Annotated in this window: 23 protein-coding genes; 16 read left to right on the forward strand and 7 right to left on the reverse strand. The window is 52.8% G+C overall.

Annotated features, from left to right (window positions below):
• The 6 genes from rbsK to kup all read right to left on the reverse strand — a co-directional run bounded on the left by rbsK (position 1) and on the right by kup (position 6,966).
• Positions 1–930, reverse strand: a complete 930-nt coding sequence (gene rbsK / locus LDB27_RS22085) for a ribokinase (protein ID WP_000844733.1) — start codon at positions 928–930, stop codon at positions 1–3.
• 132 nt (positions 931–1,062) lie between these two features.
• Positions 1,063–1,953, reverse strand: coding sequence for a ribose ABC transporter substrate-binding protein RbsB (gene rbsB / locus LDB27_RS22090; protein WP_001056260.1), 891 nt, complete (start codon positions 1,951–1,953; stop codon positions 1,063–1,065).
• A gap of 24 nt (positions 1,954–1,977) precedes the next feature.
• Entirely contained in the window at positions 1,978–2,943 is a 966-nt protein-coding gene (rbsC, locus tag LDB27_RS22095; protein WP_000211345.1) for a ribose ABC transporter permease, read from the reverse strand.
• 5 nt (positions 2,944–2,948) lie between these two features.
• The gene (rbsA, locus tag LDB27_RS22100; RefSeq protein ID WP_000339359.1) at positions 2,949–4,454 is read right to left on the reverse strand and encodes a ribose ABC transporter ATP-binding protein RbsA; all 1,506 of its coding nucleotides are present in this window, start codon (positions 4,452–4,454) and stop codon (positions 2,949–2,951) included.
• 7 nt (positions 4,455–4,461) lie between these two features.
• Positions 4,462–4,881, reverse strand: coding sequence for a D-ribose pyranase (gene rbsD / locus LDB27_RS22105; protein WP_000715944.1), 420 nt, complete (start codon positions 4,879–4,881; stop codon positions 4,462–4,464).
• A 216-nt stretch (positions 4,882–5,097) separates the two neighbouring features.
• Positions 5,098–6,966, reverse strand: coding sequence for a low affinity potassium transporter Kup (gene kup / locus LDB27_RS22110; RefSeq protein WP_000102338.1), 1,869 nt, complete (start codon positions 6,964–6,966; stop codon positions 5,098–5,100).
• 347 nt (positions 6,967–7,313) lie between these two features.
• On the opposite strand from kup, the gene ravA reads away from it, so the two are divergent.
• Together ravA and viaA are read left to right on the forward strand one after the other, a co-directional pair.
• On the forward strand, positions 7,314–8,810 hold the full coding sequence (ravA, locus tag LDB27_RS22115) for an ATPase RavA (protein WP_000940983.1): 1,497 nt from the start codon (positions 7,314–7,316) through the stop codon (positions 8,808–8,810).
• Positions 8,804–10,255 (forward strand): ATPase RavA stimulator ViaA, encoded by a 1,452-nt coding sequence (gene viaA, locus LDB27_RS22120; RefSeq protein WP_000956581.1) that lies wholly within the window; start codon positions 8,804–8,806, stop codon positions 10,253–10,255. The genes ravA and viaA overlap by 7 nt, the downstream gene beginning before the upstream one ends.
• A gap of 4 nt (positions 10,256–10,259) precedes the next feature.
• Here viaA and asnA read toward each other — a convergent pair whose 3' ends face one another.
• The gene (gene asnA, locus LDB27_RS22125; RefSeq protein ID WP_000845123.1) at positions 10,260–11,252 is read right to left on the reverse strand and encodes an aspartate--ammonia ligase; all 993 of its coding nucleotides are present in this window, start codon (positions 11,250–11,252) and stop codon (positions 10,260–10,262) included.
• 150 nt (positions 11,253–11,402) lie between these two features.
• On the opposite strand from asnA, the gene asnC reads away from it, so the two are divergent.
• From asnC to LDB27_RS22195, 14 genes are all read left to right on the forward strand, one after another.
• The gene (gene asnC, locus LDB27_RS22130) at positions 11,403–11,861 is read left to right on the forward strand and encodes a transcriptional regulator AsnC (protein ID WP_000433016.1); all 459 of its coding nucleotides are present in this window, start codon (positions 11,403–11,405) and stop codon (positions 11,859–11,861) included.
• Between the two features lie 89 nt (positions 11,862–11,950).
• Positions 11,951–12,394: an FMN-binding protein MioC gene (gene mioC, locus LDB27_RS22135; protein WP_001531212.1), complete on the forward strand. Its 444-nt coding sequence runs from the start codon at positions 11,951–11,953 to the stop codon at positions 12,392–12,394.
• Positions 12,395–12,772: 378 nt separating this feature from the next.
• Entirely contained in the window at positions 12,773–14,662 is a 1,890-nt protein-coding gene (gene mnmG, locus LDB27_RS22140; RefSeq protein WP_000499873.1) for a tRNA uridine-5-carboxymethylaminomethyl(34) synthesis enzyme MnmG, read from the forward strand.
• A gap of 102 nt (positions 14,663–14,764) precedes the next feature.
• The gene (gene rsmG, locus LDB27_RS22145) at positions 14,765–15,388 is read left to right on the forward strand and encodes a 16S rRNA (guanine(527)-N(7))-methyltransferase RsmG (RefSeq protein WP_001531211.1); all 624 of its coding nucleotides are present in this window, start codon (positions 14,765–14,767) and stop codon (positions 15,386–15,388) included.
• A 615-nt stretch (positions 15,389–16,003) separates the two neighbouring features.
• Positions 16,004–16,384: a F0F1 ATP synthase subunit I gene (gene atpI, locus LDB27_RS22150; RefSeq protein WP_000116685.1), complete on the forward strand. Its 381-nt coding sequence runs from the start codon at positions 16,004–16,006 to the stop codon at positions 16,382–16,384.
• Between the two features lie 8 nt (positions 16,385–16,392).
• The gene (gene atpB / locus LDB27_RS22155; protein ID WP_000135632.1) at positions 16,393–17,208 is read left to right on the forward strand and encodes a F0F1 ATP synthase subunit A; all 816 of its coding nucleotides are present in this window, start codon (positions 16,393–16,395) and stop codon (positions 17,206–17,208) included.
• Positions 17,209–17,254: 46 nt separating this feature from the next.
• A complete protein-coding gene (gene atpE / locus LDB27_RS22160; RefSeq protein WP_000429386.1) occupies positions 17,255–17,494 on the forward strand; it encodes a F0F1 ATP synthase subunit C in 240 nt (79 codons plus the stop codon).
• Between the two features lie 59 nt (positions 17,495–17,553).
• On the forward strand, positions 17,554–18,024 hold the full coding sequence (gene atpF / locus LDB27_RS22165) for a F0F1 ATP synthase subunit B (protein WP_001052212.1): 471 nt from the start codon (positions 17,554–17,556) through the stop codon (positions 18,022–18,024).
• A 14-nt stretch (positions 18,025–18,038) separates the two neighbouring features.
• The gene (gene atpH, locus LDB27_RS22170; protein ID WP_001288957.1) at positions 18,039–18,572 is read left to right on the forward strand and encodes a F0F1 ATP synthase subunit delta; all 534 of its coding nucleotides are present in this window, start codon (positions 18,039–18,041) and stop codon (positions 18,570–18,572) included.
• 12 nt (positions 18,573–18,584) lie between these two features.
• On the forward strand, positions 18,585–20,126 hold the full coding sequence (gene atpA / locus LDB27_RS22175; RefSeq protein WP_001176751.1) for a F0F1 ATP synthase subunit alpha: 1,542 nt from the start codon (positions 18,585–18,587) through the stop codon (positions 20,124–20,126).
• Between the two features lie 50 nt (positions 20,127–20,176).
• Entirely contained in the window at positions 20,177–21,040 is an 864-nt protein-coding gene (gene atpG / locus LDB27_RS22180; RefSeq protein WP_000896506.1) for a F0F1 ATP synthase subunit gamma, read from the forward strand.
• Between the two features lie 26 nt (positions 21,041–21,066).
• Complete coding sequence (gene atpD / locus LDB27_RS22185) at positions 21,067–22,449, forward strand: F0F1 ATP synthase subunit beta (RefSeq protein ID WP_000190499.1); 1,383 nt, start codon at positions 21,067–21,069, stop codon at positions 22,447–22,449.
• Positions 22,450–22,469: 20 nt separating this feature from the next.
• The gene (locus LDB27_RS22190; RefSeq protein WP_001251971.1) at positions 22,470–22,889 is read left to right on the forward strand and encodes a F0F1 ATP synthase subunit epsilon; all 420 of its coding nucleotides are present in this window, start codon (positions 22,470–22,472) and stop codon (positions 22,887–22,889) included.
• Between the two features lie 229 nt (positions 22,890–23,118).
• On the forward strand, positions 23,119–23,817 hold the full coding sequence (locus tag LDB27_RS22195; RefSeq protein WP_000009902.1) for a Bax inhibitor-1 family protein: 699 nt from the start codon (positions 23,119–23,121) through the stop codon (positions 23,815–23,817).
• Positions 23,818–23,970 lie beyond the last annotated feature (153 nt).

Below are 23,970 nucleotides of genomic sequence, written 5' to 3' on the forward strand. Positions count from 1 at the left end.
TTACCCCTGCTGATGTAAAAACGCTTCTATCTCTTCGCGCCACGGAACGGACGGTTGCGCGCCTTTACGCGTTACGGCAATCGCGGCGGCGGCATGGGCAAAGCGAATCGCTTCCGGCAACGGCGTCTCCTCCAGTATCGCGGTGATAAAGGCGCCGTTAAACGTATCTCCGGCGGCAATGGTATCGACAGCCTCAACGCTAAATCCAGGAACGCGGCGGCCCTCGCCGTCTACGCTGGCCCAGACGCCACGGCTTCCTAAGGTAATTAATACGGTTCGAATGCCTTTATCATGCAAAACCTGCGCAGCTTTCGCGGCATCGTTGTCATTTTCCACACGCACGCCCGTCAGCTTTTCAGCTTCCGTTTCATTTGGCGTGATGATGTCCACCAGCGCCAGCAGTTCATCCGGTAGCTCACGGGCAGGCGCCGGGTTAAGCGCAACAGTAGTATGATGTTGATGGGCGATTTTCGCCGCCGCCAGTACGCTTTCCAGCGGCGATTCCAGCTGCATCAGTAACGCATCCGCCTGCGCGATACGTTCACGTTGCGCATCAACCAACGCCGGCGATAACGCGGCATTCGCTCCGGCATGAATACCGATGACATTCTCGCCTTCGCCATTAACGAAAATCAGCGCCACCCCGGTAGACTCGCCTTTAATGACGCTAACTGGCGCGATATCAATACGATCGCTGACTAATTGTTTACGAATACTGTCGCCAATATCGTCATCGCCCGTGCAGGCGATAAACGCAATATTTGCCCCGCTACGTCCCGCAGCAACCGCCTGATTCGCGCCTTTCCCGCCAAACGCGACCTGATAATGGCTACCGGTTACCGTTTCACCCGGGGTAGGGAAGGACTCAAGATTAAGGATATGATCGGCATTAATGCTGCCAAGGACGATGAGATTACCTGCGGTTTTCATATTCGGGGTTCCACGTCAAAGTGCGCCACCGGTTAGGGTGGCGCGTGCCCTGCTTTTCTTTTTTTACGTTCACCTCAGCGGAGGCTCGCGTATTTCTGTCGCCATCAGGCCATAGTTGACCCGTGTCGTTTATTACTGCTTGATGACCAGTTTCAGGTCAACCGGATATTTGGCCTGAACTTTTTCGCCTTTCAGCACCTTATCCGCCACCTCAACGCCTTTGGCGCCGATTTGATCCGGTAACTGAGCGATAGTCGCTGCCAGTTTGCCATCTTTTACGGCCTTTTCGCCATCCGGCGTACCGTCAAATCCAACCACCATCACATCTGCTTTACCGGCAGTTTGCAGCGCGCGCAGTGCGCCCAGCGCCATTTCATCGTTCTGGGCGAAGACAGCCTGAACATCCGGATGCGCGGTCAACAGGTTCTGCATGACGTTCAGACCCTTAGTACGGTCGAAATCGGCAGGCTGGCTGGCCAGGACATTAAATTTGTGAGCGGCTACCGCCTGCTGGAAACCTTCGCCACGCTCACGCGCCGCAGATGTTCCGGCAATGCCTTGCAACTCAATCACTTTAGCGCCTTCGCCAGCTTTTTTCGCGATATAGTCGCCAGCGATCTTACCGCCCAGCACGTTATCAGACGCGATATGGCTGACGACATCGCCTTTGGTTGCCTGGCGGTCAAGCGTGATAACCGGAATCTTCGCCTGGTTCGCCATCTTCACCGCGTTACCCACCGCATCGGAGTCAGTCGGGTTGATCAGCAGAATTTTGGTCCCGCGAACGGTTAAATCCTGCACGTTCGCCAGCTCTTTGGCAGGGTTGTTCTGGGAGTCCAGCACCACCAGGTTATAACCCAGTTTATCCGCCTCTTTTTGCGCCCCGTCTTTTAACGACACGAAGAAGGGGTTATTGAGGGTAGAGATCACCAGCGCAATGGTGTCTTTCGCCATTGCATTCGCGCTCACGGTGGCGCTCAGCGCAACAGCAGATACCAGGGTAGCCAGTTTTTTCATGTTCATATTTCAGATGTCCTGTAGTCGTTGTTACTGCTTTTTGTTGTCTACCAGTACCGCCAGCAAAATCACCACCGCTTTGACGATCATCTGGTAATAGGAGGAAACACCTAACAAATTCAAACCATTATTAAGGAAGCCGAGAATCAATGCGCCGATCAATGTCCCAACAATGCGTCCTTTACCGCCTGCAAGGCTGGTGCCGCCAAGCACCACGGCGGCAATAGCATCCAGCTCATAGCCGGTACCCGCCGTCGGCTGCGCGGAAGAGAGGCGCGCCACTTCAATGATGCCCGCCAGCGACGCTGTCAGGCCGCAAAGTGAATAGACGATAATTTTCACTTTGCTCACGCTAATGCCAGACAGACGCGTCGCCGCTTCGTTACCGCCCAGCGCGTAGATATAGCGTCCCAGACGGGTGTGATGCAGCATATACCAGGCGGCGATAAAGACGATGGCCATGATCCAGACCGGCGTAGGAACGCCCAGCGGACGGCCGATACCGAACCAGCCAAACAGATCGGCGTTATCGGTAAAGCCAGTGTTGACAGGGCTACCGTCGGTGTAAACCATCGTCACGCCGCGCAGTAGCAGCATCATCACCAGCGTAGCGATAAACGCCTGTACGCGGCCTTTCGCGACGATAACGCCAGTGACGGCGCCAATCGCAGCGCCCAGCGCCAGCGCGGCGGCAACCGCGACCAGCGCATTCACTTCAACGCCGACGATTGAAGCGGCAACCGCGCCGGTGAGCGCCAGCAGGGAACCGACGGACAGATCGATCCCCGATGTCAGAATCACCAACGTCATCCCCACCGCCATAATGGCGTTGACGGAGGTCTGTTGAAGAATATTGAACAGATTATTAACGGTAAAAAAGTTGGGGCTCAACGTCGAAACAATCGCGATCAACACCAGCAGGGCAATGAGCGACTTCTGCTCAAGAAGCCACGCTTTAGTGAAATAACGGCGACCAGAAACAGCCTGGGTTGTCATCTTTTTTACTCCTGATTCACGCGATTAAGCTTGCCCACTGCGGCAGCCATTAACACTTCCTGGGTGGCCTGCTCGCGAGTAAATTCACCGCTGAGATGCCCTTCATGCATGACGATGATGCGATCGCTCATGCCTAATACTTCTGGCATCTCAGATGAGACCAGAATGATGCTCAGGCCGTCGGCCTTAAACTGGTTGATAAGCTGGTAAATCTCTTTCTTGGCGCCGACGTCCACGCCGCGGGTCGGCTCGTCGAGAATGAGCACTTTCGGGCGCGTCATCAACCCGCGGGCAATCGCCACTTTTTGCTGATTACCGCCAGAAAGCAGGCCTATCGCCTGTTCCATTGACGGTGTCTTGACGTTGAACAGACGGATAAAATCCCCCACCGCCTGTTGCTCATCTTTGTGTTTCAGGCTTCCGCCAGCGCGGCTGAAATAGTCCAGCGCCGTCAGCGACATATTCTCTTTAACTGACATGCCGAGCACCAGTCCATCGCGCTTACGGTCTTCAGAGATATAAACGATGCCATTGGCCAGCCCGTCCTGCGGAGAACGCGTCACCACTTCGTGTCCATCAAGCGTCACGTAACCGCTGGTTCGCGGCATCGCGCCGTACAATACTTTCATCAGCTCGGTGCGACCGGCGCCCATCAGGCCGGAAATGCCAAGAATCTCGCCTTTTCGCAGCACAAAAGAGACATCATTCACGCCCGGTCCGCACAGATTATCGACCTTGAGGCGAATCTCACCCGGCGCGTTATCCAGATGCGGGTACTGATCTTCCAGCTTACGTCCCACCATCATTTCGATAAGAGAATCTTCGGTCAACGTGGCCACTTCACGCTCGGCGATAAATTGCCCATCGCGGAAGACCGTCACGTCATCGCAAATTTCGAAAATCTCTTTCATACGGTGAGAGATATAGACAATGCCGCGCCCCTGCGATTTTAATTCGCGGATAACGCGGAACAGAGAGTCGGTTTCAGTGTCGGTCAGCGCATCGGTCGGTTCATCCATAATGATGACTTTGGATTCGAAGCTCAGCACTTTGGCGATTTCCACCATTTGCTGATCGCCGATAGAGAGTTCGCCCACCAGCTTATCGCTCTTAAAGCGCAGATTGAGTTTGGCTAAGAGGTGGTCGGCTTCGGCATACATCTTTTTCCAGTCGATTTTGCCAAAGCGATTCACAAATTCACGGCCCAGGAAGATATTTTCCGCAATGGTCAACTGCGGAATCAGGTTCAGTTCCTGATGAATAATGCCGATCCCGGCTTCCTGAGACGATTTAGGCCCGTTAAAGGTGGTCTCTTTACCCAGCCATAACAACGATCCTGCATCTCGCGTATAGATGCCGGTTAATACTTTCATCATGGTGGATTTTCCGGCGCCGTTTTCCCCCACCAGCGCCATAACGCGGCCAGGATAAACGTTTAACGCGGCGCCGGAGAGAGCCTTCACGCCGGGGAACGCTTTATCGATCCCTTTGAGTTGCAGTAATGCGTCCATAGCGGCCTCAGAAAGTGACGCCAGCGCAAAGAATGACGTTCGCATACGGGGAACACTCCCCGCTGCGAATCACCGCCTGACTGTCTGCAGTCAATTTTTTGAATTGTTCGTGTGTCGTATAACTAATTTTTATGGTGTTTCCCTGGTGTTGCTGCAGTTGCTCAAGGTGAGTGAGCAACGTTTCGTGGAGCTGCGGATTCTGTTGTTTGATTTCCGTTGCAAGAATCGCCGCCTCAACCTGCATTTCCCGGGTCACAACATCCACCACCTGCATAAAAGAAGGTACGCCCTGGGTTAGTGCCATATCGATACGCGCGGTGCTATTCGGGATAGGTAAACCCGCATCACAGACCACCAGAGTATCAGTATGCCCCAGACGGGAAATGACCGACGAGATTTCAGAGTTGAGTACGGTGCCTTTCTTCATTTTTCTGCTCCACTAGCGAAACGTTTCGCTGGCCGCAGTGTAACCCTGGATGTGTTCATAAAACCATCATGACGTAACAGAATTGTGATCGCCGTCGAAACGTTTCGCTAGCGGAAATCAGATGAAGATAATCGCCCGATGGCGATTATCTTGTGGGAATCTACGGATTGGCCAGGCCGGGTAAGCCAACGCGGCCCCCGGCATGGTGATAGGAGGTTAAATCTCGACCTGCGTTCCTAACTCAATCACGCGGTTAGGCGGGATCTCGAACTGATCCGGCGCGCGCAGAGCGTTACGTTGCAGCAACAAATACAGTTTACCGCGCAAACGCAAATACCACGGGCGTTTGCCGACAATCAACGACTCGTGCGACATAAAGAACGACGTTTCCATCATCCGACAGCTAAGCCCTTCCAGACCGCAGCGGTGGAACACCTCTTCAACGTTTGGCGTTTCGCGCCAGCCGTAGCTGGCCACCACGCGCCAGAATGTCGGAGACAACTGCTCAATCTGCACCCGGCGAACGTTATGCACATAAGGCGCATCTTCCGTACGCAACGTCAATAAGATTACGCGCTCATGCAACACTTTGTTGTGCTTCAGGTTATGCAATAAAGCAAAAGGGATCACACTGAGCGCGCGCGACATGTATACGGCAGTACCCGGCACCCGAACCGGCGGTGACTTCTCCAGTGAAGCAATCATCGCTTCCAGCGAATTACCGTGTTCATGCATACGACGCAACAGACGGAAACGCTCGCTCTTCCAGGTGGTCATGATCGTGAACATGATCAGACCCAGGCTCAGCGGCAGCCAACCGCCGGACAACAATTTGTCGAGGTTAGCCGAGAACAGCGGGATATCCACGCACAGGAACGCGATGAGGATCAGCGCGACAAAATATTTGTTCCAGTGCCAGTTCTTACGCGCCACGGTCGTAGAAAGAATAGACGTCAGCACCATCGTGCCGGTCACGGCGATGCCATAGGCCGCCGCCAGGTTGCTGGAGTGCTCAAAGCTAACAATAACAACCACGACCGCGAAATAAAGCAGCCAGTTAACGAAAGGGATATAGATCTGACCGGACTCCATCTCGGAGGTATGGATAATGCGCATTGGCGACAAATAGCCAAGACGCACGGCCTGACGCGTCAGCGAAAAGACGCCGGAAATGACCGCCTGGGAGGCGATCACCGTCGCCAGCGCGGCCAGAATCAGCAGCGGAATTAACGCCCAGTCCGGCGCCAACAGGAAGAAGGGATTTTTAATCGCTTCCGGATGCTTTAGTAGCAATGCGCCCTGACCAAAGTAGTTCAGTACTAACGACGGCAGTACCACGGTAAACCACGCCAGGCGAATCGGGAACTTACCGAAGTGTCCCATATCGGCGTACAACGCCTCTACGCCGGTAATCGACAGCACCACCGCGCCCAACGCAATAAATGATACGGTTTTATATTCAAGGAAAAAACGTACCGCCCAGACAGGATTCAGCGCATGTAACACTTCAGGATTGGCGATGATACTGCGCAGGCCAAGTACCGCCAGGATTAAAAACCAGGTCAGCATGATCGGCGCAAAGAGTTTCCCTACCATTCCCGTACCGTGCTTCTGAATCATAAACAACAGAGTCAGCACAATAATGGAGAGTGGGACAATCCAGGTATCCAGCTGCGGCGCGACAATCTCCAGGCCTTCAATCGCCGACATCACCGAAATCGCCGGCGTAATCACCACTTCGCCATAGAAGAAGCTGCCGCCTATCAGTCCCATGATAACTAACATGGATGTGGTGCGCGCCGAGGTATTACGCCCGGCAAGCGACATCAGCGTCAAAATTCCACCTTCACCCGCGTTATCGGCGCGCATCACGAAGGTGAGATATTTGATGGAAACCACAAAGATGAGTAGCCAGAAGATCAGCGACAGAAAACCAAACACGGCATCTCGTTCAACGCCAAAACCAAACTGACCGGACAAACATTCACGAAGCGTATAAAGCGGGCTGGTACCAATATCACCGTAGACAACCCCAATAGCTGCGAGGGTAATCGCAGGCAACGATTGCTTATTATCAGTGCTCATAGACTCATCTTTCGTTTATACACGTCACCCTTCACGCTACCTCCTTGTCGGCTGCATTCGCTTACCCCAGTCACACGTTTAAGTCAGTGCCAGGGGATTCACTCCTTTGCCGCCTTGATGTAGTTTGAATGAATGAGTGTATAGATATGAAATGTGTGCTTAGTCCCTTGGCCCACAAAAAAGCGCACAGTATGCACGATTAATCATAAAATCGTACCCCTAAATGAAGCCAGATTAACCTGGCTCAAAGAAAAATAAACAGCGCATCAGACGATTATAGCCCCGGTGGTGAAACGTCTATACTCGCAATTAGCATGATCCATTTGTCGAAAGGACGCCTCTTTATTATGGCTCACCCACATTTATTAGCGGAAAGAATTTCCCGTCTGAGCAGCGCCCTTGAGAAGGGGCTGTATGAACGTAGTCACGCCATACGCCTGTGCCTACTGGCGGCGTTAAGCGGTGAAAGCGTCTTTTTGTTGGGCCCGCCCGGTATCGCCAAGAGTCTGATTGCCCGCCGCCTGAAGTTTGCTTTCCAGCGCGCCCGCGCTTTTGAATATCTGATGACACGCTTTTCCACGCCGGAAGAGGTTTTTGGACCGCTCTCTATTCAGGCGCTGAAAGATGAAGGTCGCTATGAACGCTTAACGACCGGCTACCTTCCCGAAGCCGAAATCGTTTTTCTGGATGAAATCTGGAAAGCCGGGCCCGCTATCCTGAACACATTGCTGACCGCCATTAACGAACGCCATTTCCGCAACGGCGCGTTTGAGGAAAAAATTCCGATGCGGCTGCTGGTGGCGGCCTCTAACGAACTGCCCGAAGCGGACAGCAGCCTGGAAGCCTTGTACGACCGAATGTTGATTCGCCTGTGGCTGGATAAAGTTCAGGATAAAGCCAATTTCCGCTCCATGCTGGTTAATCAGCAGGATGAGAGCGATAACCCGGTCCCTGCCTCGTTACAGGTTAGCGACGAAGAATATCAACAGTGGCAAAAAGATATCGGCGCGATTTCACTCCCTGATCCGATCTTTGAGCTGATATTTACTCTGCGCCAACAGCTGGATAATTTGCCGAATGCGCCTTATGTCTCCGACCGTCGCTGGAAGAAAGCCATCCGCCTGTTACAGGCCAGCGCCTTCTTTAGCGGACGCGACGCGGTTGCGCCGATTGACCTTATCCTGCTAAAAGATTGCTTGTGGTATGACGCGCAGAGTCTGAATCTCATGCAACAGCAACTGGAAATATTGATGACCGGACACGCCTGGCAGCAGCAGGCCATGCTGACTCGCCTCGGCGGTATCGTCCAGCGTCGCCTCCAGTTGCAGCAACAGCAAAGCGATAAAACCGCCTTCACCGTCATTAAAGAAGGCGGTATGTTCAGCCGCCGCCCGCATTACACTTTACCGCCGGAAGCCAGCGCGTCAACGTTGACGTTATTGCTACAAAAACCGCTAAAACTGCATGATATGGAAGTGATCCATATTACCTTTGACCGCAGCGCGCTGGAACTTTGGCTGACCAAAGGCGGCGAGATCCGCGGCAAACTGAACGGGATCGGCTTTGCCCAAACGTTGAATATGGAAGTCGATAACGCTCAACATTTGGTGGTGCGCGACATCAGTCTACAAGGTACCCGTCTGGCGTTACCGGGAGCGGCTGAAGACAGTATGCCTGCGGAGATCAAACAGCAGCTGGAAACGTTAGAAAACGACTGGCGCCAGCAGCATACCCGCTTCAGCGAGCAGCAACATTGCCTGTTTATTCACAGCGACTGGTTAGGGCGCATTGAGGCCAGCCTGCAGGATGTAGGAGAACAGATCCGCCAGGCGCAACAATGCTGACGCTGGATACGCTAAATACCATGCTGGCCGTCAGCGAAGAGGGAATGGTCGAAGAGATGATCCTTGCGCTACTGGCTTCCCCACAGCTGGTCATTTTCTTTGAAAAGTTTCCGCGTTTAAAAAACGCCGTGACCGCCGATCTCCCGCGCTGGCGGGAAGCGCTACGCAGCCGTCTTAAAGACGCACACGTTCCGCCGGAACTCATGGAAGAGGTCATGTGTTATCAGCAAAGCCAGCTTCTCTCTACACCACAGTTCATCGTGCAACTGCCGCAAATACTGGCGTTGCTTCACCGCCTGCATTCACCGTATGCCGCGCAGGCGAAGCAGTTGACGGAGAGCAACAGTACCTTTACCCCTGCGCTACACACGCTTTTTTTGCAACGCTGGCGGTTAAGTCTGGTGGTGCAGGCCACCACGTTAAACCAGCAACTACTGGAAGAAGAGCGCGAGCAGTTGCTGAGTGACGTTCAGGAACGGATGACGTTGAGCGGGCAACTGGAACCGACGCTAGCGGAAAATGATAATGCCGCAGGCCGCCTGTGGGATATGAGCGCGGGCCAGCTTAAACGTGGTGATTATCAACTGATCGTCAAATACGGCGAATTTCTCGCCGCCCAGCCGGAGCTAATGCAACTGGCGGAACAACTGGGACGTTCGCGGGAAGCCAAATCGGTACCGAAAAAAGACGCGCCGATGGAAACCTTTCGTACACTGGTACGCGAACCCGCTACGGTGCCGGAGCAGGTTGACGGTATTCAGCAAAGCGATGATATTCTGCGCCTGTTGCCGCCAGAGCTGGCGACGCTCGGCATCACCGAGCTGGAATATGAATTTTACCGCCGGTTAGTGGAAAAACAGCTCCTCACCTATCGCCTGCATGGCGAAGCGTGGCGTGAGAAAGTGACCGAACGGCCGGTAGTACACCAGGATGTCGACGAGCAGCCGCGCGGACCGTTTATTGTCTGCGTCGATACTTCAGGCTCGATGGGGGGATTTAACGAGCAGTGCGCAAAAGCGTTCTGCCTGGCGTTGATGCGCGTTGCGCTGGCGGATAACCGCCGCTGCTTTATTATGCTGTTTTCCACTGACGTTGTGCGCTATGAACTCTCCGGCCCGGAAGGTATCGAGCAGGCCATCCGCTTTTTAAGTCAACGTTTTCGCGGCGGCACGGATATCGCCAGCTGTTTTCGCGCCATTATTGAAAGAATGCAGGGACGGGAATGGTTTGATGCCGATGCGGTGGTCATTTCGGATTTTATCGCCCAGCGCTTGCCGGATGACGTGGTGAGCAAAGTGGGAGAGTTGCAGCGTCTTCACCAGCATCGATTCCATGCGGTGGCGATGTCGGCGCACGGCAAACCCGGCATCATGCGCATTTTCGATCATATCTGGCGCTTTGACACCGGGATGCGAAGCCGCCTGCTGAGACGCTGGCGGCGCTAACGGCTTATAAAATAGCAGGAATGCTTTCGCGAACCTGCGCGGGCCATACGCCGCACTGCACCTGACCAATATGCGGCAATTGCAGCAGCAACATCGTCAGACGCGACTGCCCAATCCCGCCGCCGATGGTCTGCGGCATTTCGCCGCGCAGCAGCGCCTGATGCCACTCCAGTTGCAAACGATCTTCATCACCGGTCAACGCCAGCTGGCGCATCAGCGTATCGGCATCTACGCGGATACCCATAGAGGAAAGCTCAAACGCATCTTCCAGCACCGGGTTCCACACCAGGATATCGCCGTTCAGACCGGCGTAGCCCAGCTCAGATGCGGAGCTCCAGTCATCATAATCAGGCGCACGTACATCATGGCGGTGGCCATCGCTCAGTTTACCGCCGATCCCCACCAGGAAAACGGCGCCAAGTTCTTTGGCGATCGCGCGTTCGCGCCCTTTCGCATCCAGATCCGGATAGCGAGACAACAGCTCCTGGCTGTGAACAAACTGAATTTGCTCTGGCAGGAACGGCGCCAGACCAAACTGTTTATGCACTTCCGCTTCCGTCGCCTTAATACCTGCCCATATAGCCTCTACTGTGCTTTTCAGGGTGGAAAATTGGCGCTCGCCATCGCCCATGACACGCTCCCAGTCCCACTGATCCACATAGACCGAGTGGAGCGGAGAGAGTCGGTCTTCATCGGGGCGAAGGGCTTTCATGTGCGTGTACAGCCCTTCGCCCGCGCTGAAGTCATGCTGCCCCAGGGTTTGACGTTTCCACTTCGCCAGTGAATGCACCACTTCGAACTGGGCGTCAGGCAACGCTTTCACTTTTACCTGCACCGCTTTTTCACAGCCGGACAAATTATCCTGCGTACCATCTCCTACGCGACTCAGGATCGGCGCCTGGACCTCAATCAGACCCAGACGCTCCTCCAGCTGGCGAGAGAAATGTGATTTCACGAAGCTAATTTGACGTTGTTTGGCAATGTAAGCGGTTTTCATTTTTTTACTCCTGCGTCCTGTTGCCTATGATTAAGCAACAAAACGAGAGCACTATTCAATAATCAACAGATAAAAAGCTAACTTCGGTTTTGATTCGTTAAAAATAATGGCTAAAATAGAGATAATCATTAATCTGAATAAGAAAAAGCGATGGAAAATTATCAGATCGACAATCTGGACCGCGGCATACTTGACGCCTTAATGGAAAATGCCCGCACTGCCTACGCCGAACTGGCCAAACAATTTGGCGTTAGCCCTGGAACCATTCACGTTCGCGTCGAGAAAATGAAGCAGGCCGGGATTATTACTGGCGCACGGATTGACGTCAGCCCCAAACAGCTGGGCTACGATGTGGGCTGCTTTATTGGCATCATTCTCAAAAGCGCCAAAGACTATCCCTCCGCACTGGCCCGGCTGGAAAGCCTGGATGAAGTGACGGAAGCGTATTACACCACCGGTCACTACAGCATCTTTATAAAAGTAATGTGTAAATCAATCGACGCGCTTCAGCACGTACTTATCAACAAGATCCAAACAATTGATGAAATTCAGTCCACTGAGACACTGATCGTCTTGCAGAACCCGATCATGCGCACCATCAAGCCATGATCGGCTTTTTTAATCCCACATTTTTCCACAGGTAGATCCCAGCTCGTTCACAGAGTACAATGCAGCCTCTTTACCTGAGCGAGCGATCAATGGCAGACATTACTCTTATCAGCGGCAGCACCCTGGGCGGCGCCGAATACGTCGCGGAACATCTGGCGGAAAAGCTGGAAGCTGCCGGTTTTTCAACCGAAACGGTGCACGGTCCGTTATTCGAGGATCTGTCAACTTCCGGGATCTGGCTGATAATCAGCTCAACGCACGGCGCCGGAGACATTCCGGACAACCTGACCCCTTTCTATGAAGACCTTCAGACGCAGAAACCCGATCTTTCCGCGGTACGTTTCGGCGCAATTGGCATTGGCAGTCGAGAATACGACACGTTTTGCGGCGCGATTGAGAAAATAGAAGCGGAACTGAAAGGCGCTGGCGCAAAACAGGTTGGGGAAACACTGAAGATCAACATCCTTGAACATGAGATTCCGGAAGATCCAGCGGAGATTTGGCTCGGATCCTGGATTAATTTACTCAAATAAGTGTAAAGATCGTGCGATCCATTGTGGATAAATCTGGTGGAAAGCTTGGATCAACCGGTAGTTATCCAAAGAATAACCGTTGTTCACTTTTTGAGTTGTGTATAAGTACCCGTTTTGATCCCAGCTTATACGGGCCACGATCACCGATCATTCACAGCTAGTGATCCTTTCCAACGCGTTGATCTTTATTACAGGATCCGGGTTATCCACAGCCTGGTGCGATCCTAATAAGAGATCACAATAGAACAGATCTCTAAATAAAAAGATCTTCTTTTTAATAGCCCGGATCCCGGGGCTTTCTCCATCGGCTAAAGTTGAGTAGAATCCACCGCCCGGGCTTCAATCCATTTTCACACCGCGTTATGCGAGGCAATTACCATGTTTTATCAGGATCCTTTTGACGTCATTATTATTGGCGGGGGTCATGCAGGCACTGAGGCCGCGATGGCCGCGGCGCGTATGGGTCAACAGACTCTGCTTTTGACACACAATATTGACACGTTGGGACAGATGAGCTGCAACCCGGCGATCGGCGGTATTGGAAAGGGACATCTGGTAAAAGAGGTGGATGCGCTCGGCGGTCTGATGGCGAAAGCGATCGATCAGGCAGGTATTCAGTTTAGGATACTAAACGCCAGCAAAGGTCCGGCCGTTCGCGCTACCCGGGCTCAGGCGGATCGAGTCTTATACCGCCAGGCGGTGCGTACCGCGCTGGAGAACCAGCCGAATCTGATGATCTTCCAGCAAGCGGTTGAAGATCTGATTGTCGAAAACGATCGCGTTGTCGGCGCAGTGACCCAAATGGGGCTCAAATTCCGCGCGAAAGCGGTGGTGCTGACCGTCGGAACCTTCCTGGACGGCAAAATTCATATTGGTCTGGATAACTACAGCGGCGGTCGTGCTGGCGATCCGCCATCCATCCCGCTGTCTCGCCGTCTGCGTGAGCTCCCGCTACGCGTCAGCCGCCTGAAAACCGGCACACCGCCGCGTATTGATGCGCGTACTATCGATTTCAGCGTGTTGGCTCAACAGCATGGCGATAACCCGATGCCGGTTTTCTCGTTTATGGGGAATGCTTCTCAGCATCCGCAACAGGTGCCGTGTTACATCACGCATACCAATGAGAAAACCCATGACGTGATTCGTAATAACCTCGATCGTAGCCCAATGTACGCTGGCGTGATCGAAGGGATCGGCCCACGCTACTGTCCTTCGATCGAAGACAAGGTGATGCGTTTTGCCGATCGTAACCAGCATCAGATCTTTCTTGAGCCGGAAGGACTGACCTCTAACGAGATTTACCCTAACGGTATCTCCACCAGCCTGCCGTTTGACGTGCAGATGCAGATTGTCCGTTCCATGCAGGGTATGGAGAACGCGAAGATCGTTCGCCCTGGTTACGCGATTGAGTACGATTTCTTCGACCCGCGCGATCTGAAACCGACTCTGGAAAGTAAATTTATTCACGGCCTGTTCTTTGCTGGTCAAATCAACGGTACTACCGGCTATGAAGAGGCTGCGGCGCAGGGCTTGCTCGCTGGTCTGAATGCCGCGCGTCTTTCCGCCGACAAAGAGGGCTGGGCGCCTGCGCGCTCTCAGGCTTATCTCGGCGTGCTGGTGGACGATCTCTGTACGCTGGGCACCAAAGAGCCGTATCGCATGTTTACCTCCCGCGCCGAATATCGCCTGATGCTGCGTGAGGACAACGCCGATCTGCGTCTGACCGAAATGGGCCGCGAGCTGGGTCTGGTGGATGATGAACGCTGGGCGCGCTTCAACGAGAAGCTGGAAAATATCGAACGCGAACGTCAGCGGCTGAAATCGACATGGGTAACGCCGTCTGCGGAATCCGCCGATGAAGTGAATACGCATTTGACCACGCCTCTCTCCCGTGAGGCCAGCGGCGAAGATCTGTTACGTCGTCCGGAAATGACCTACGCGCAGCTCACTTCGCTTGCCGCATTCGCGCCTGCGCTTGAAGATGAGCAAGCCGCTGAGCAGGTGGAAATCCAGGTCAAATACGAAGGGTATATCGCTCGCCAGCAGGATGAGATTGAAAAACAACTACGTAACGAGAATACGTTGCTGCCTGCCACGCTGGATTATCGTCAGGTTTCCGGTCTGTCGAACGAAGTTATCGCCAAGCTGAACGATCATAAACCGGCGTCTATCGGCCAGGCATCGCGTATCTCCGGCGTTACGCCTGCGGCAATCTCCATTCTGCTGGTATGGCTGAAAAAACAAGGTATGCTGCGTCGTAGCGCTTGATAACACTAATTTGGCGGGGGCGCTTCGCTTACCCGCCCTACAAATTTGTAGGCCCGATAAGCGAAAGCGCATCGGGCATTTGATTATTAACAGGTAATGACCGTGCTCAACAAACTCTCTCGTCTGCTGGCTGATGCCGGTATTTCTCTTACCGATCACCAGAAAACGCTGCTGGTCGCCTACGTTGATATGCTGCACAAATGGAACAAAGCATACAACCTGACGTCAGTGCGGGATCCCAACGAAATGTTGGTACGCCATATTCTCGACAGCATAGTCGTTGCGCCGTATCTTCAGGGACAGCGTTTTATCGATGTAGGAACAGGACCGGGGCTGCCGGGCATCCCGCTGGCTATTGTTCTCCCTGACGCGCATTTCACCTTACTCGACAGCCTGGGCAAGCGGGTACGTTTTCTGCGTCAGGTTCAGCACGAACTGAAACTGGAAAACATCACGCCGGTTCAAAGCCGCGTTGAAGCCTATCCTTCCGAACCGCCGTTTGATGGCGTTATCAGCCGCGCTTTCGCATCGTTGAATGATATGGTGAGCTGGTGTCACCAGCTGCCGGGAGAGAAAGGGCGTTTTTATGCCTTAAAAGGGCATTTGCCAGGGGATGAAATTGCCTCACTACCTGACGATTTTAGCGTCGAATCTGTTGAAAAATTACGGGTTCCGCAACTGGAAGGCGAGCGGCATCTGGTGATTATTAAGTCAAACAAAGTTTAATTTTTATCAAAAAAAATAGAAAAAAAACGACGCGGCTTGTGTTAAAAATCGACAGGTATAACGCATTTCAGCGTTGTTACATTTAACTCTGGATTTACGGTTTCGTTTCAACATGACAACGTCGCTTCTTTTGTTAAAACAGAGAGTAATCAACTTTGTAAATATCAGTCTGCTAAAAATCGAATCGAAAAATCACTTTTGCTTGTTAAATTTTTATTATAAATGTCAATGGGGCGTTTTTAAGGTGTAAGCTGGTATTTTTAAAACAGTACCTGGTTTTACGCTTAAATATCAAAAAGATGAAAAGGCATGAATTGACACGTAAATGAATTGCGTAAGCATGAATATGTTTAATGTGTGATCTGGTGCACGCTTTATCGCCAGTGTTTTCGCGCTATTTGCAGTTTTGTACGATCGTTCACACTTTGGCTAAAAGTTAAAAATGCGGGCCAGAGAAAAATATTTAAACATTTATTCACCTTTTGGCTACTTATTGTTTGAAATCACGGGTGCGCACCGTATAATTTGACCGCTTTTTGATGCTTGACTCTAAGTCTTAAAGAACGTTTTATACGACACGCGGCATACCCCGAAGTGAGCAGGAGTAAAAACGTGATGTCTGTGTCGCTCGTGAGTCGAAACGTTGCTCGTAAGCTTCTGTTCATTCAGTTTCTGGCGGTAATAGCAAGTGGATTGCTGTTTTGCCTCAAAGACCCCTTCTGGGGCATCTCCGCAGTATGTGGGGGATTGGCAGTGGCACTGCCTAATATGTTGTTTATGATATTTGCCTGGCGTCACCAGGCGCATACACCTGCTAAGGGCCGCGTGTCCTGGACTTTCGCCTTCGGTGAAGCCTTCAAGGTGTTAGCGATGCTGGTTTTACTGGTGGTGGCGTTGGCGGTTTTAAAGGCGGTGTTTTTGCCGCTGATCGTTACGTGGGTTTTGGTGCTGGTGGTTCAGATACTGGCGCCGGCTGTAATTAACAACAAAGGGTAAAAGGCATCATGGCTTCAGAAAATATGACGCCGCAGGAATACATAGGACACCATCTGAATAACCTTCAGCTGGACCTGCGTACTTTCTCGCTGGTGGATCCGCAGAACCCCCCAGCCACCTTCTGGACGCTCAATATTGACTCCATGTTCTTCTCGGTGGTGCTGGGTCTGTTGTTTCTGGTGATGTTCCGTAGCGTTGCTAAAAAAGCGACCAGCGGCGTGCCAGGCAAGTTTCAGACCGCGATTGAGCTGATAGTCGGCTTTGTGCATGGCAGCGTCAAAGACATGTACCATGGCAAAAGCAAGCTGATTGCGCCGCTGGCCCTGACGATTTTCGTCTGGGTATTCCTTATGAACCTGATGGACTTACTGCCTATCGACCTGCTGCCGTATATCGCTGAGCATTGGCTGGGTCTGCCGGCAACGCGCGTGGTGCCGTCTGCTGACGTCAACATCACCCTGTCGATGGCGTTGGGCGTATTCATCCTTATTCTGTTCTACAGCATCAAAATGAAAGGCATCGGCGGCTTCGCTAAAGAGTTGACGCTGCAGCCGTTCAATCACTGGGCGTTCATTCCTGTCAACTTAATCCTTGAAGGGGTAAGTCTGCTGTCCAAACCGGTTTCTCTCGGTCTGCGACTGTTCGGCAACATGTATGCCGGTGAGCTGATTTTCATTCTGATTGCTGGTCTGTTGCCGTGGTGGTCACAGTGGATTCTGAATGTGCCGTGGGCCATTTTCCACATCCTGATTATTACGCTGCAAGCCTTCATTTTCATGGTTCTGACGATTGTCTATCTGTCGATGGCGTCCGAAGAGCATTAATTTACCAACACTACTACGTTTTAACTGAAACAAACTGGAGACTGTCATGGAAAACCTGAATATGGATCTGCTGTACATGGCTGCCGCTGTGATGATGGGTCTGGCGGCAATCGGTGCTGCGATCGGTATCGGCATCCTCGGGGGTAAATTCCTGGAAGGCGCGGCGCGTCAACCTGATCTGATTCCTCTGCTGCGTACTCAGTTCTTTATCGTTATGGGTCTGGTGGATGCTATCCCGATGATCGCTGTAGGTCTGGGTCTGTACGTGATGTTCGCTGTCGCGTAGTAAGCGTTGCTTGAATTAAGAGCAATATCAGAAGGTTAACTAGATAGAGGCATTGTGCTGTGAATCTTAACGCAACAATCCTCGGCCAGGCCATCGCGTTTATTCTCTTTGTCTGGTTTTGCATGAAGTACGTATGGCCGCCGTTAATGGCAGCCATCGAGAAACGTCAGAAAGAAATTGCTGACGGTCTCGCTTCTGCTGAACGAGCACATAAGGATCTTGACCTTGCAAAGGCCAGCGCGACCGACCAGCTGAAAAAAGCGAAAGCGGAAGCTCAGGTAATCATCGAGCAGGCAAACAAACGCCGCGCTCAGATCCTGGACGAAGCCAAAACTGAAGCAGAGCAGGAACGTACTAAAATCGTGGCGCAGGCGCAGGCGGAAATTGAAGCCGAGCGTAAACGCGCCCGTGAAGAGCTGCGTAAGCAAGTTGCTATCCTGGCTGTTGCTGGCGCCGAGAAGATCATCGAACGTTCCGTGGATGAAGCTGCTAACAGCGACATCGTGGATAAACTTGTCGCTGAACTGTAAGGAGGGAGGGGCTGATGTCTGAATTTGTTACGGTAGCTCGCCCCTACGCCAAAGCAGCTTTTGACTTTGCCGTTGAACACCAAAGTGTAGAGCGCTGGCAGGATATGCTGGCGTTTGCCGCCGAGGTAACCAAGAACGAACAAATGGCAGAGCTTCTCTCTGGCGCGCTGGCGCCGGAAACGCTCGCTGAGTCGTTTATCGCAGTCTGCGGTGAGCAGTTAGACGAAAACGGTCAGAACCTGATTCGGGTGATGGCTGAAAATAATCGTCTGAACGCGCTCCCGGATGTTCTGGAGCAGTTTATTCATCTGCGTGCCGCCAGTGAAGCTACCTCCGAGGTAGAAGTTACGTCGGCAACCGCATTGAGTGAAGAGCAGCTTTCGAAAATCAGCGCCGCGATGGAAAAACGTCTGTCACGCAAAGTGAAGCTGAATTGCAAAATCGATAAGTCTGTAATGGCAGGCGTTATCATCCGGGCGGGTGATATGGTCATTGATGGCAGCGTACGCGGCCGTCTTGAGCGCCTTGCAGACGTCTTGCAGTCTTAAGGGGACTGGAGCATGCAACTGAATTCCACCGAAATCAGCGAACTGATCAAGCAGCGCATTGCTCAGTTCAATGTGGTGAGCGAAGCTCACAACGAAGGTACTATTGTTTCTGTCAGTGACGGTGTTATCCGCATTCACGGCCTGGCCGATTGTATGCAGGGTGAAATGATCTCCCTGCCGGGTAACCGTTACGCTATTGCACTGAACCTGGAGCGCGACTCCGTGGGTGCGGTAGTCATGGGTCCATACGCTGACCTTGCCGAAGGCATGAAGGTTAAATGTACGGGTCGTATCCTGGAAGTTCCGGTTGGCCGCGGCCTGCTGGGACGTGTGGTAAACACCCTGGGTGCGCCAATCGACGGTAAAGGTCCGGTTGATAATGACGGCTTCTCTGCCGTTGAAGCGATTGCGCCGGGCGTTATCGATCGTCAGTCTGTCGATCAGCCGGTGCAGACCGGCTATAAAGCCGTTGACTCCATGATCCCAATCGGTCGTGGTCAGCGTGAACTGATCATCGGTGACCGTCAGACCGGTAAAACCGCGCTGGCTATCGACGCCATCATCAACCAGCGCGATTCCGGCATTAAATGTATCTATGTCGCTATCGGCCAGAAAGCGTCCACCATCTCTAACGTGGTGCGCAAACTGGAAGAACACGGCGCGCTGGCTAACACCATTGTTGTGGTGGCGACCGCGTCCGAATCCGCTGCGCTGCAATACCTGGCGCCATATGCCGGTTGCGCAATGGGCGAATACTTCCGCGACCGCGGCGAAGATGCGCTGATCATTTACGATGACCTGTCTAAACAGGCTGTTGCTTACCGTCAGATCTCCCTGCTGCTCCGTCGTCCGCCAGGACGTGAAGCATTCCCGGGCGACGTATTCTACCTCCACTCTCGTCTGCTGGAGCGTGCTGCGCGTGTTAACGCCGACTACGTCGAAGCCTTCACCAAAGGTGAAGTGAAAGGGAAAACCGGCTCTCTGACCGCGCTGCCGATTATCGAAACGCAGGCAGGTGACGTTTCCGCGTTCGTTCCGACCAACGTAATTTCCATTACCGATGGTCAGATCTTTCTGGAATCTAACCTGTTTAACGCCGGTATTCGTCCTGCGGTTAACCCGGGTATCTCGGTATCCCGTGTAGGTGGCGCAGCCCAGACCAAGATCATGAAAAAACTGTCCGGTGGTATTCGTACCGCGCTGGCGCAGTATCGTGAACTGGCGGCGTTCTCTCAGTTTGCATCCGACCTTGACGATGCCACCCGTAAACAGCTTGACCACGGTCAGAAAGTGACCGAACTGCTGAAACAGAAACAGTATGCGCCGATGTCCGTCGCGCAGCAGTCTCTGGTTCTGTTCGCAGCAGAACGTGGTTATCTGGCGGATGTCGAACTGGCGAAAATCGGTAGCTTCGAAGCCGCACTGCTGGCTTACGTCGACCGTGATCACGCTCCGCTGATGCAAGAGATCAACCAGTCCGGTGGCTATAACGACGAAATCGAAGGCAAGCTGAAAGGCATCCTCGATTCCTTCAAAGCAACCCAGTCCTGGTAACGTCTGGCGGCTTGCCTTAGGGCAGGCCGTAAGGCATTGAGGAGAAGCTCATGGCCGGCGCAAAAGAGATACGTAGTAAGATCGCAAGCGTCCAGAACACGCAAAAGATCACTAAAGCGATGGAGATGGTCGCCGCTTCCAAAATGCGTAAATCGCAGGATCGCATGGCGGCCAGCCGTCCTTATGCAGAGACCATGCGCAAAGTGATTGGTCACCTTGCGAACGGTAATCTGGAATATAAGCACCCCTACCTGGAAGAGCGCGACGTTAAACGCGTGGGCTACCTGGTAGTGTCGACCGACCGTGGTTTGTGCGGTGGCTTGAACATTAACCTGTTCAAAAAGCTGCTGGCGGATATGAAGGCATGGTCCGATAAAGGCGTTCAGTGCGAACTCGCAATGATCGGCTCTAAGGGCGTGTCATTCTTTAATTCCGTAGGCGGCAACGTTGTCGCTCAGGTGACAGGTATGGGGGATAACCCTTCTCTGTCCGAACTGATCGGTCCGGTTAAAGTGATGTTGCAGGCCTACGACGAAGGCCGTCTGGACAAGCTTTACATTGTCAGCAACAAATTTATTAACACCATGTCTCAGGTGCCGACGATCACTCAACTGCTGCCGCTGCCGGCGTCAGAAGATGATGATCTGAAGCGTAAAGCCTGGGATTACCTGTATGAACCAGACCCGAAAGCGCTGCTGGATACTCTCCTGCGTCGTTATGTGGAGTCTCAGGTTTATCAGGGCGTGGTAGAAAACCTGGCCAGCGAGCAGGCCGCACGAATGGTGGCGATGAAAGCCGCAACCGATAATGGCGGCAGCCTGATTAAAGAGCTGCAGTTGGTATACAACAAAGCTCGTCAGGCCAGCATTACTCAGGAACTCACCGAGATCGTCTCGGGGGCCGCCGCGGTTTAACCAGGTTATTTCGTAGAGGATTTAAGATGGCTACTGGAAAGATTGTCCAGGTAATCGGCGCCGTGGTCGACGTCGAGTTCCCTCAGGATGCCGTACCACGCGTGTACGATGCTCTTGAGGTGCAGAATGGTAATGAGAAGCTGGTGCTGGAAGTTCAGCAGCAGCTTGGCGGCGGTATTGTGCGTACCATCGCGATGGGGTCTTCTGACGGTCTGCGTCGCGGTCTGGATGTAAAAGATCTCGAACACCCGATCGAAGTCCCGGTAGGTAAAGCCACGCTGGGTCGTATCATGAACGTCCTGGGCGAACCGGTCGACATGAAAGGCGAGATCGGCGAAGAAGAGCGTTGGGCGATTCACCGCGCAGCGCCTTCCTACGAAGAGTTGTCAAACTCTCAGGAACTGCTGGAAACCGGTATCAAAGTTATCGACCTGATGTGTCCGTTCGCGAAGGGCGGTAAAGTCGGTCTGTTCGGTGGTGCGGGTGTAGGTAAAACCGTAAACATGATGGAGCTTATTCGTAACATCGCGATCGAGCACTCCGGTTACTCAGTGTTTGCGGGCGTAGGTGAACGTACTCGTGAGGGTAACGACTTCTACCACGAAATGACCGACTCCAACGTTATCGATAAAGTATCCCTGGTGTATGGCCAGATGAACGAGCCGCCGGGAAACCGTCTGCGCGTTGCACTGACCGGCCTGACCATGGCGGAGAAATTCCGTGACGAAGGTCGTGACGTACTGCTGTTCGTCGATAACATCTATCGTTACACCCTGGCCGGTACGGAAGTATCCGCACTGCTGGGCCGTATGCCTTCCGCAGTAGGTTACCAGCCGACTCTGGCGGAAGAGATGGGCGTTCTGCAGGAACGTATCACCTCCACCAAAACCGGTTCTATCACCTCCGTACAGGCGGTATACGTACCGGCGGATGACTTGACTGACCCGTCTCCAGCCACCACCTTTGCGCACTTAGATGCAACCGTGGTACTGAGCCGTCAGATCGCATCCCTGGGTATCTACCCGGCCGTTGACCCGCTGGACTCCACCAGCCGTCAGCTGGATCCGCTGGTTGTTGGTCAGGAACACTACGACACCGCGCGTGGCGTTCAGTCCATCCTGCAGCGTTATCAGGAACTGAAAGACATCATCGCCATCCTCGGTATGGATGAACTGTCTGAAGAAGATAAACTGGTGGTAGCTCGCGCGCGTAAAATTCAGCGCTTCCTGTCCCAGCCGTTCTTCGTGGCGGAAGTATTTACCGGTTCTCCGGGCAAATACGTCTCCCTGAAAGACACCATCCGTGGCTTTAAAGGCATCATGGAAGGCGAATACGATCACCTGCCGGAGCAGGCGTTCTACATGGTCGGTTCCATCGACGAAGCCGTGGAAAAAGCCAAAAAACTTTAACGCCTTAATCGGAGGGTGATATGGCAATGACTTACCACCTGGATGTCGTCAGCGCGGAGCAACAAATGTTCTCCGGTCTGGTCGAGAAAATCCAGGTTACGGGTAGCGAAGGCGAACTGGGGATTTACCCGGGGCACGCGCCGCTGCTCACCGCCATTAAGCCTGGTATGATTCGCATCGTTAAGCAGCACGGTCATGAAGAGTTTATCTATCTGTCCGGCGGTATTCTGGAAGTGCAGCCTGGCAGCGTGACCGTTCTGGCGGATACCGCGATTCGCGGTCAGGATCTCGACGAAGCGCGAGCCCTGGAAGCGAAGCGTAAAGCCGAAGAGCACATTAAGAGCTCGCACGGTGACGTGGATTACGCTCAGGCGTCTGCGGAACTGGCCAAAGCGATCGCTAAACTGCGCGTTATCGAGTTGACCAAAAAAGCGATGTAACACCGGCTTGAAAGCATAAAACCAGTCTGATTGCGGACTGGTTTTTTTTTATCCTCTCAATTTTTATTCGATAAACTAGCAACGACAAAAACAAGCGGCTGAAGGCGATGCGTTTTCAGCGACAGCGCTGTTTTCATTAAATCCTTCTTTCTGGCATTGGCATCTGCACATTGTGCGAAGAAGGAAGGAATGGATGCGTTTTTATTGCATAAAATGAGGGATTATTACTATGTCATTTCAGCCATCCTTTGCGGGTCCACAACCCGACTCAAGGATTGATCGTACTACCTTTATTCGTCGCGCTTATCTTCATCTCGCCGTCGCCATCGTCGGTTTTATCGTGTTGAGCGCGGCGTGGAGTTTTATAGGGGTCGGGGAGTATGCGCTTGATGTGCTGCTGGCTGGTGGAAGATATAGCTGGTTGGTTGTTCTCGGCGCTTTTATGCTGGTGGGAATGCTGGCGACCTGTCTGGCGGATAATGCGTGGACTAATCAAACGCAACTTATCGGGCTGGGGATTTATGTGTTGGCAGAATCCCTGATTTTTGCCCCCCTGTTAACGGTGGCGGCGTATATTAACCCGTCGAGCATTGGCGCGGCGGCAATAACGACTCTGTTGCTGGTCGGCGGTCTGACGTTTACCGCTTTTTCCATAAAAAAAGACTTTTCTTTTCTGCGCTCGTTTCTGACTATGGCTGGGTTCATTGCTTTTGGCGCGATTATTGCCAGCGTCATCTGCGGCTTCTCGCTGGGTGTCTGGTTTTCTGCGCTAATGGTACTGCTGTGCGCCGGGTTTATACTTTACGATACTTCTAACATTATTCACCATTACCCTACCGATCGCCCTGCTGGCGCGGCATTACATCTGTTTGCTTCTATCGCGACCATGTTCTGGTATATTTTGCGGATTTTTATGTCGCGTAATTAAGTAAAAAATACGCGCAACGGAAAACCAGCGGCCTCTGTCGCTGGTTTTTGCTTTTCTGGCTCCCCTGCGCTTTATTACGTTATCTTCTTTATTTATGGAGTAAAAAAACAGCAAAAACATCGGGCTACGTTGCCAATACGCGGGTGTTTTTAC

The organism is Salmonella sp. JXY0409-18 (assembly GCF_020268625.1).
GTDB lineage: Bacteria > Pseudomonadota > Gammaproteobacteria > Enterobacterales > Enterobacteriaceae > Salmonella > Salmonella enterica.

Coding starts and splice junctions, on each gene's coding strand:
- rbsK (WP_000844733.1), bottom strand. CDS start 930: ATGAAAACCGCAGGTAATCTCATCGTCCTTGGCAGCATTAATGCCGAT.
- rbsB (WP_001056260.1), bottom strand. CDS start 1,953: ATGAACATGAAAAAACTGGCTACCCTGGTATCTGCTGTTGCGCTGAGC.
- rbsC (WP_000211345.1), bottom strand. CDS start 2,943: ATGACAACCCAGGCTGTTTCTGGTCGCCGTTATTTCACTAAAGCGTGG.
- rbsA (WP_000339359.1), bottom strand. CDS start 4,454: ATGGACGCATTACTGCAACTCAAAGGGATCGATAAAGCGTTCCCCGGC.
- rbsD (WP_000715944.1), bottom strand. CDS start 4,881: ATGAAGAAAGGCACCGTACTCAACTCTGAAATCTCGTCGGTCATTTCC.
- kup (WP_000102338.1), bottom strand. CDS start 6,966: ATGAGCACTGATAATAAGCAATCGTTGCCTGCGATTACCCTCGCAGCT.
- ravA (WP_000940983.1), top strand. CDS start 7,314: ATGGCTCACCCACATTTATTAGCGGAAAGAATTTCCCGTCTGAGCAGC.
- viaA (WP_000956581.1), top strand. CDS start 8,804: ATGCTGACGCTGGATACGCTAAATACCATGCTGGCCGTCAGCGAAGAG.
- asnA (WP_000845123.1), bottom strand. CDS start 11,252: ATGAAAACCGCTTACATTGCCAAACAACGTCAAATTAGCTTCGTGAAA.
- asnC (WP_000433016.1), top strand. CDS start 11,403: ATGGAAAATTATCAGATCGACAATCTGGACCGCGGCATACTTGACGCC.
- mioC (WP_001531212.1), top strand. CDS start 11,951: ATGGCAGACATTACTCTTATCAGCGGCAGCACCCTGGGCGGCGCCGAA.
- mnmG (WP_000499873.1), top strand. CDS start 12,773: ATGTTTTATCAGGATCCTTTTGACGTCATTATTATTGGCGGGGGTCAT.
- atpI (WP_000116685.1), top strand. CDS start 16,004: ATGTCTGTGTCGCTCGTGAGTCGAAACGTTGCTCGTAAGCTTCTGTTC.
- atpB (WP_000135632.1), top strand. CDS start 16,393: ATGGCTTCAGAAAATATGACGCCGCAGGAATACATAGGACACCATCTG.
- atpE (WP_000429386.1), top strand. CDS start 17,255: ATGGAAAACCTGAATATGGATCTGCTGTACATGGCTGCCGCTGTGATG.
- atpH (WP_001288957.1), top strand. CDS start 18,039: ATGTCTGAATTTGTTACGGTAGCTCGCCCCTACGCCAAAGCAGCTTTT.
- atpA (WP_001176751.1), top strand. CDS start 18,585: ATGCAACTGAATTCCACCGAAATCAGCGAACTGATCAAGCAGCGCATT.
- atpG (WP_000896506.1), top strand. CDS start 20,177: ATGGCCGGCGCAAAAGAGATACGTAGTAAGATCGCAAGCGTCCAGAAC.
- atpD (WP_000190499.1), top strand. CDS start 21,067: ATGGCTACTGGAAAGATTGTCCAGGTAATCGGCGCCGTGGTCGACGTC.
- LDB27_RS22190 (WP_001251971.1), top strand. CDS start 22,470: ATGGCAATGACTTACCACCTGGATGTCGTCAGCGCGGAGCAACAAATG.
- LDB27_RS22195 (WP_000009902.1), top strand. CDS start 23,119: ATGTCATTTCAGCCATCCTTTGCGGGTCCACAACCCGACTCAAGGATT.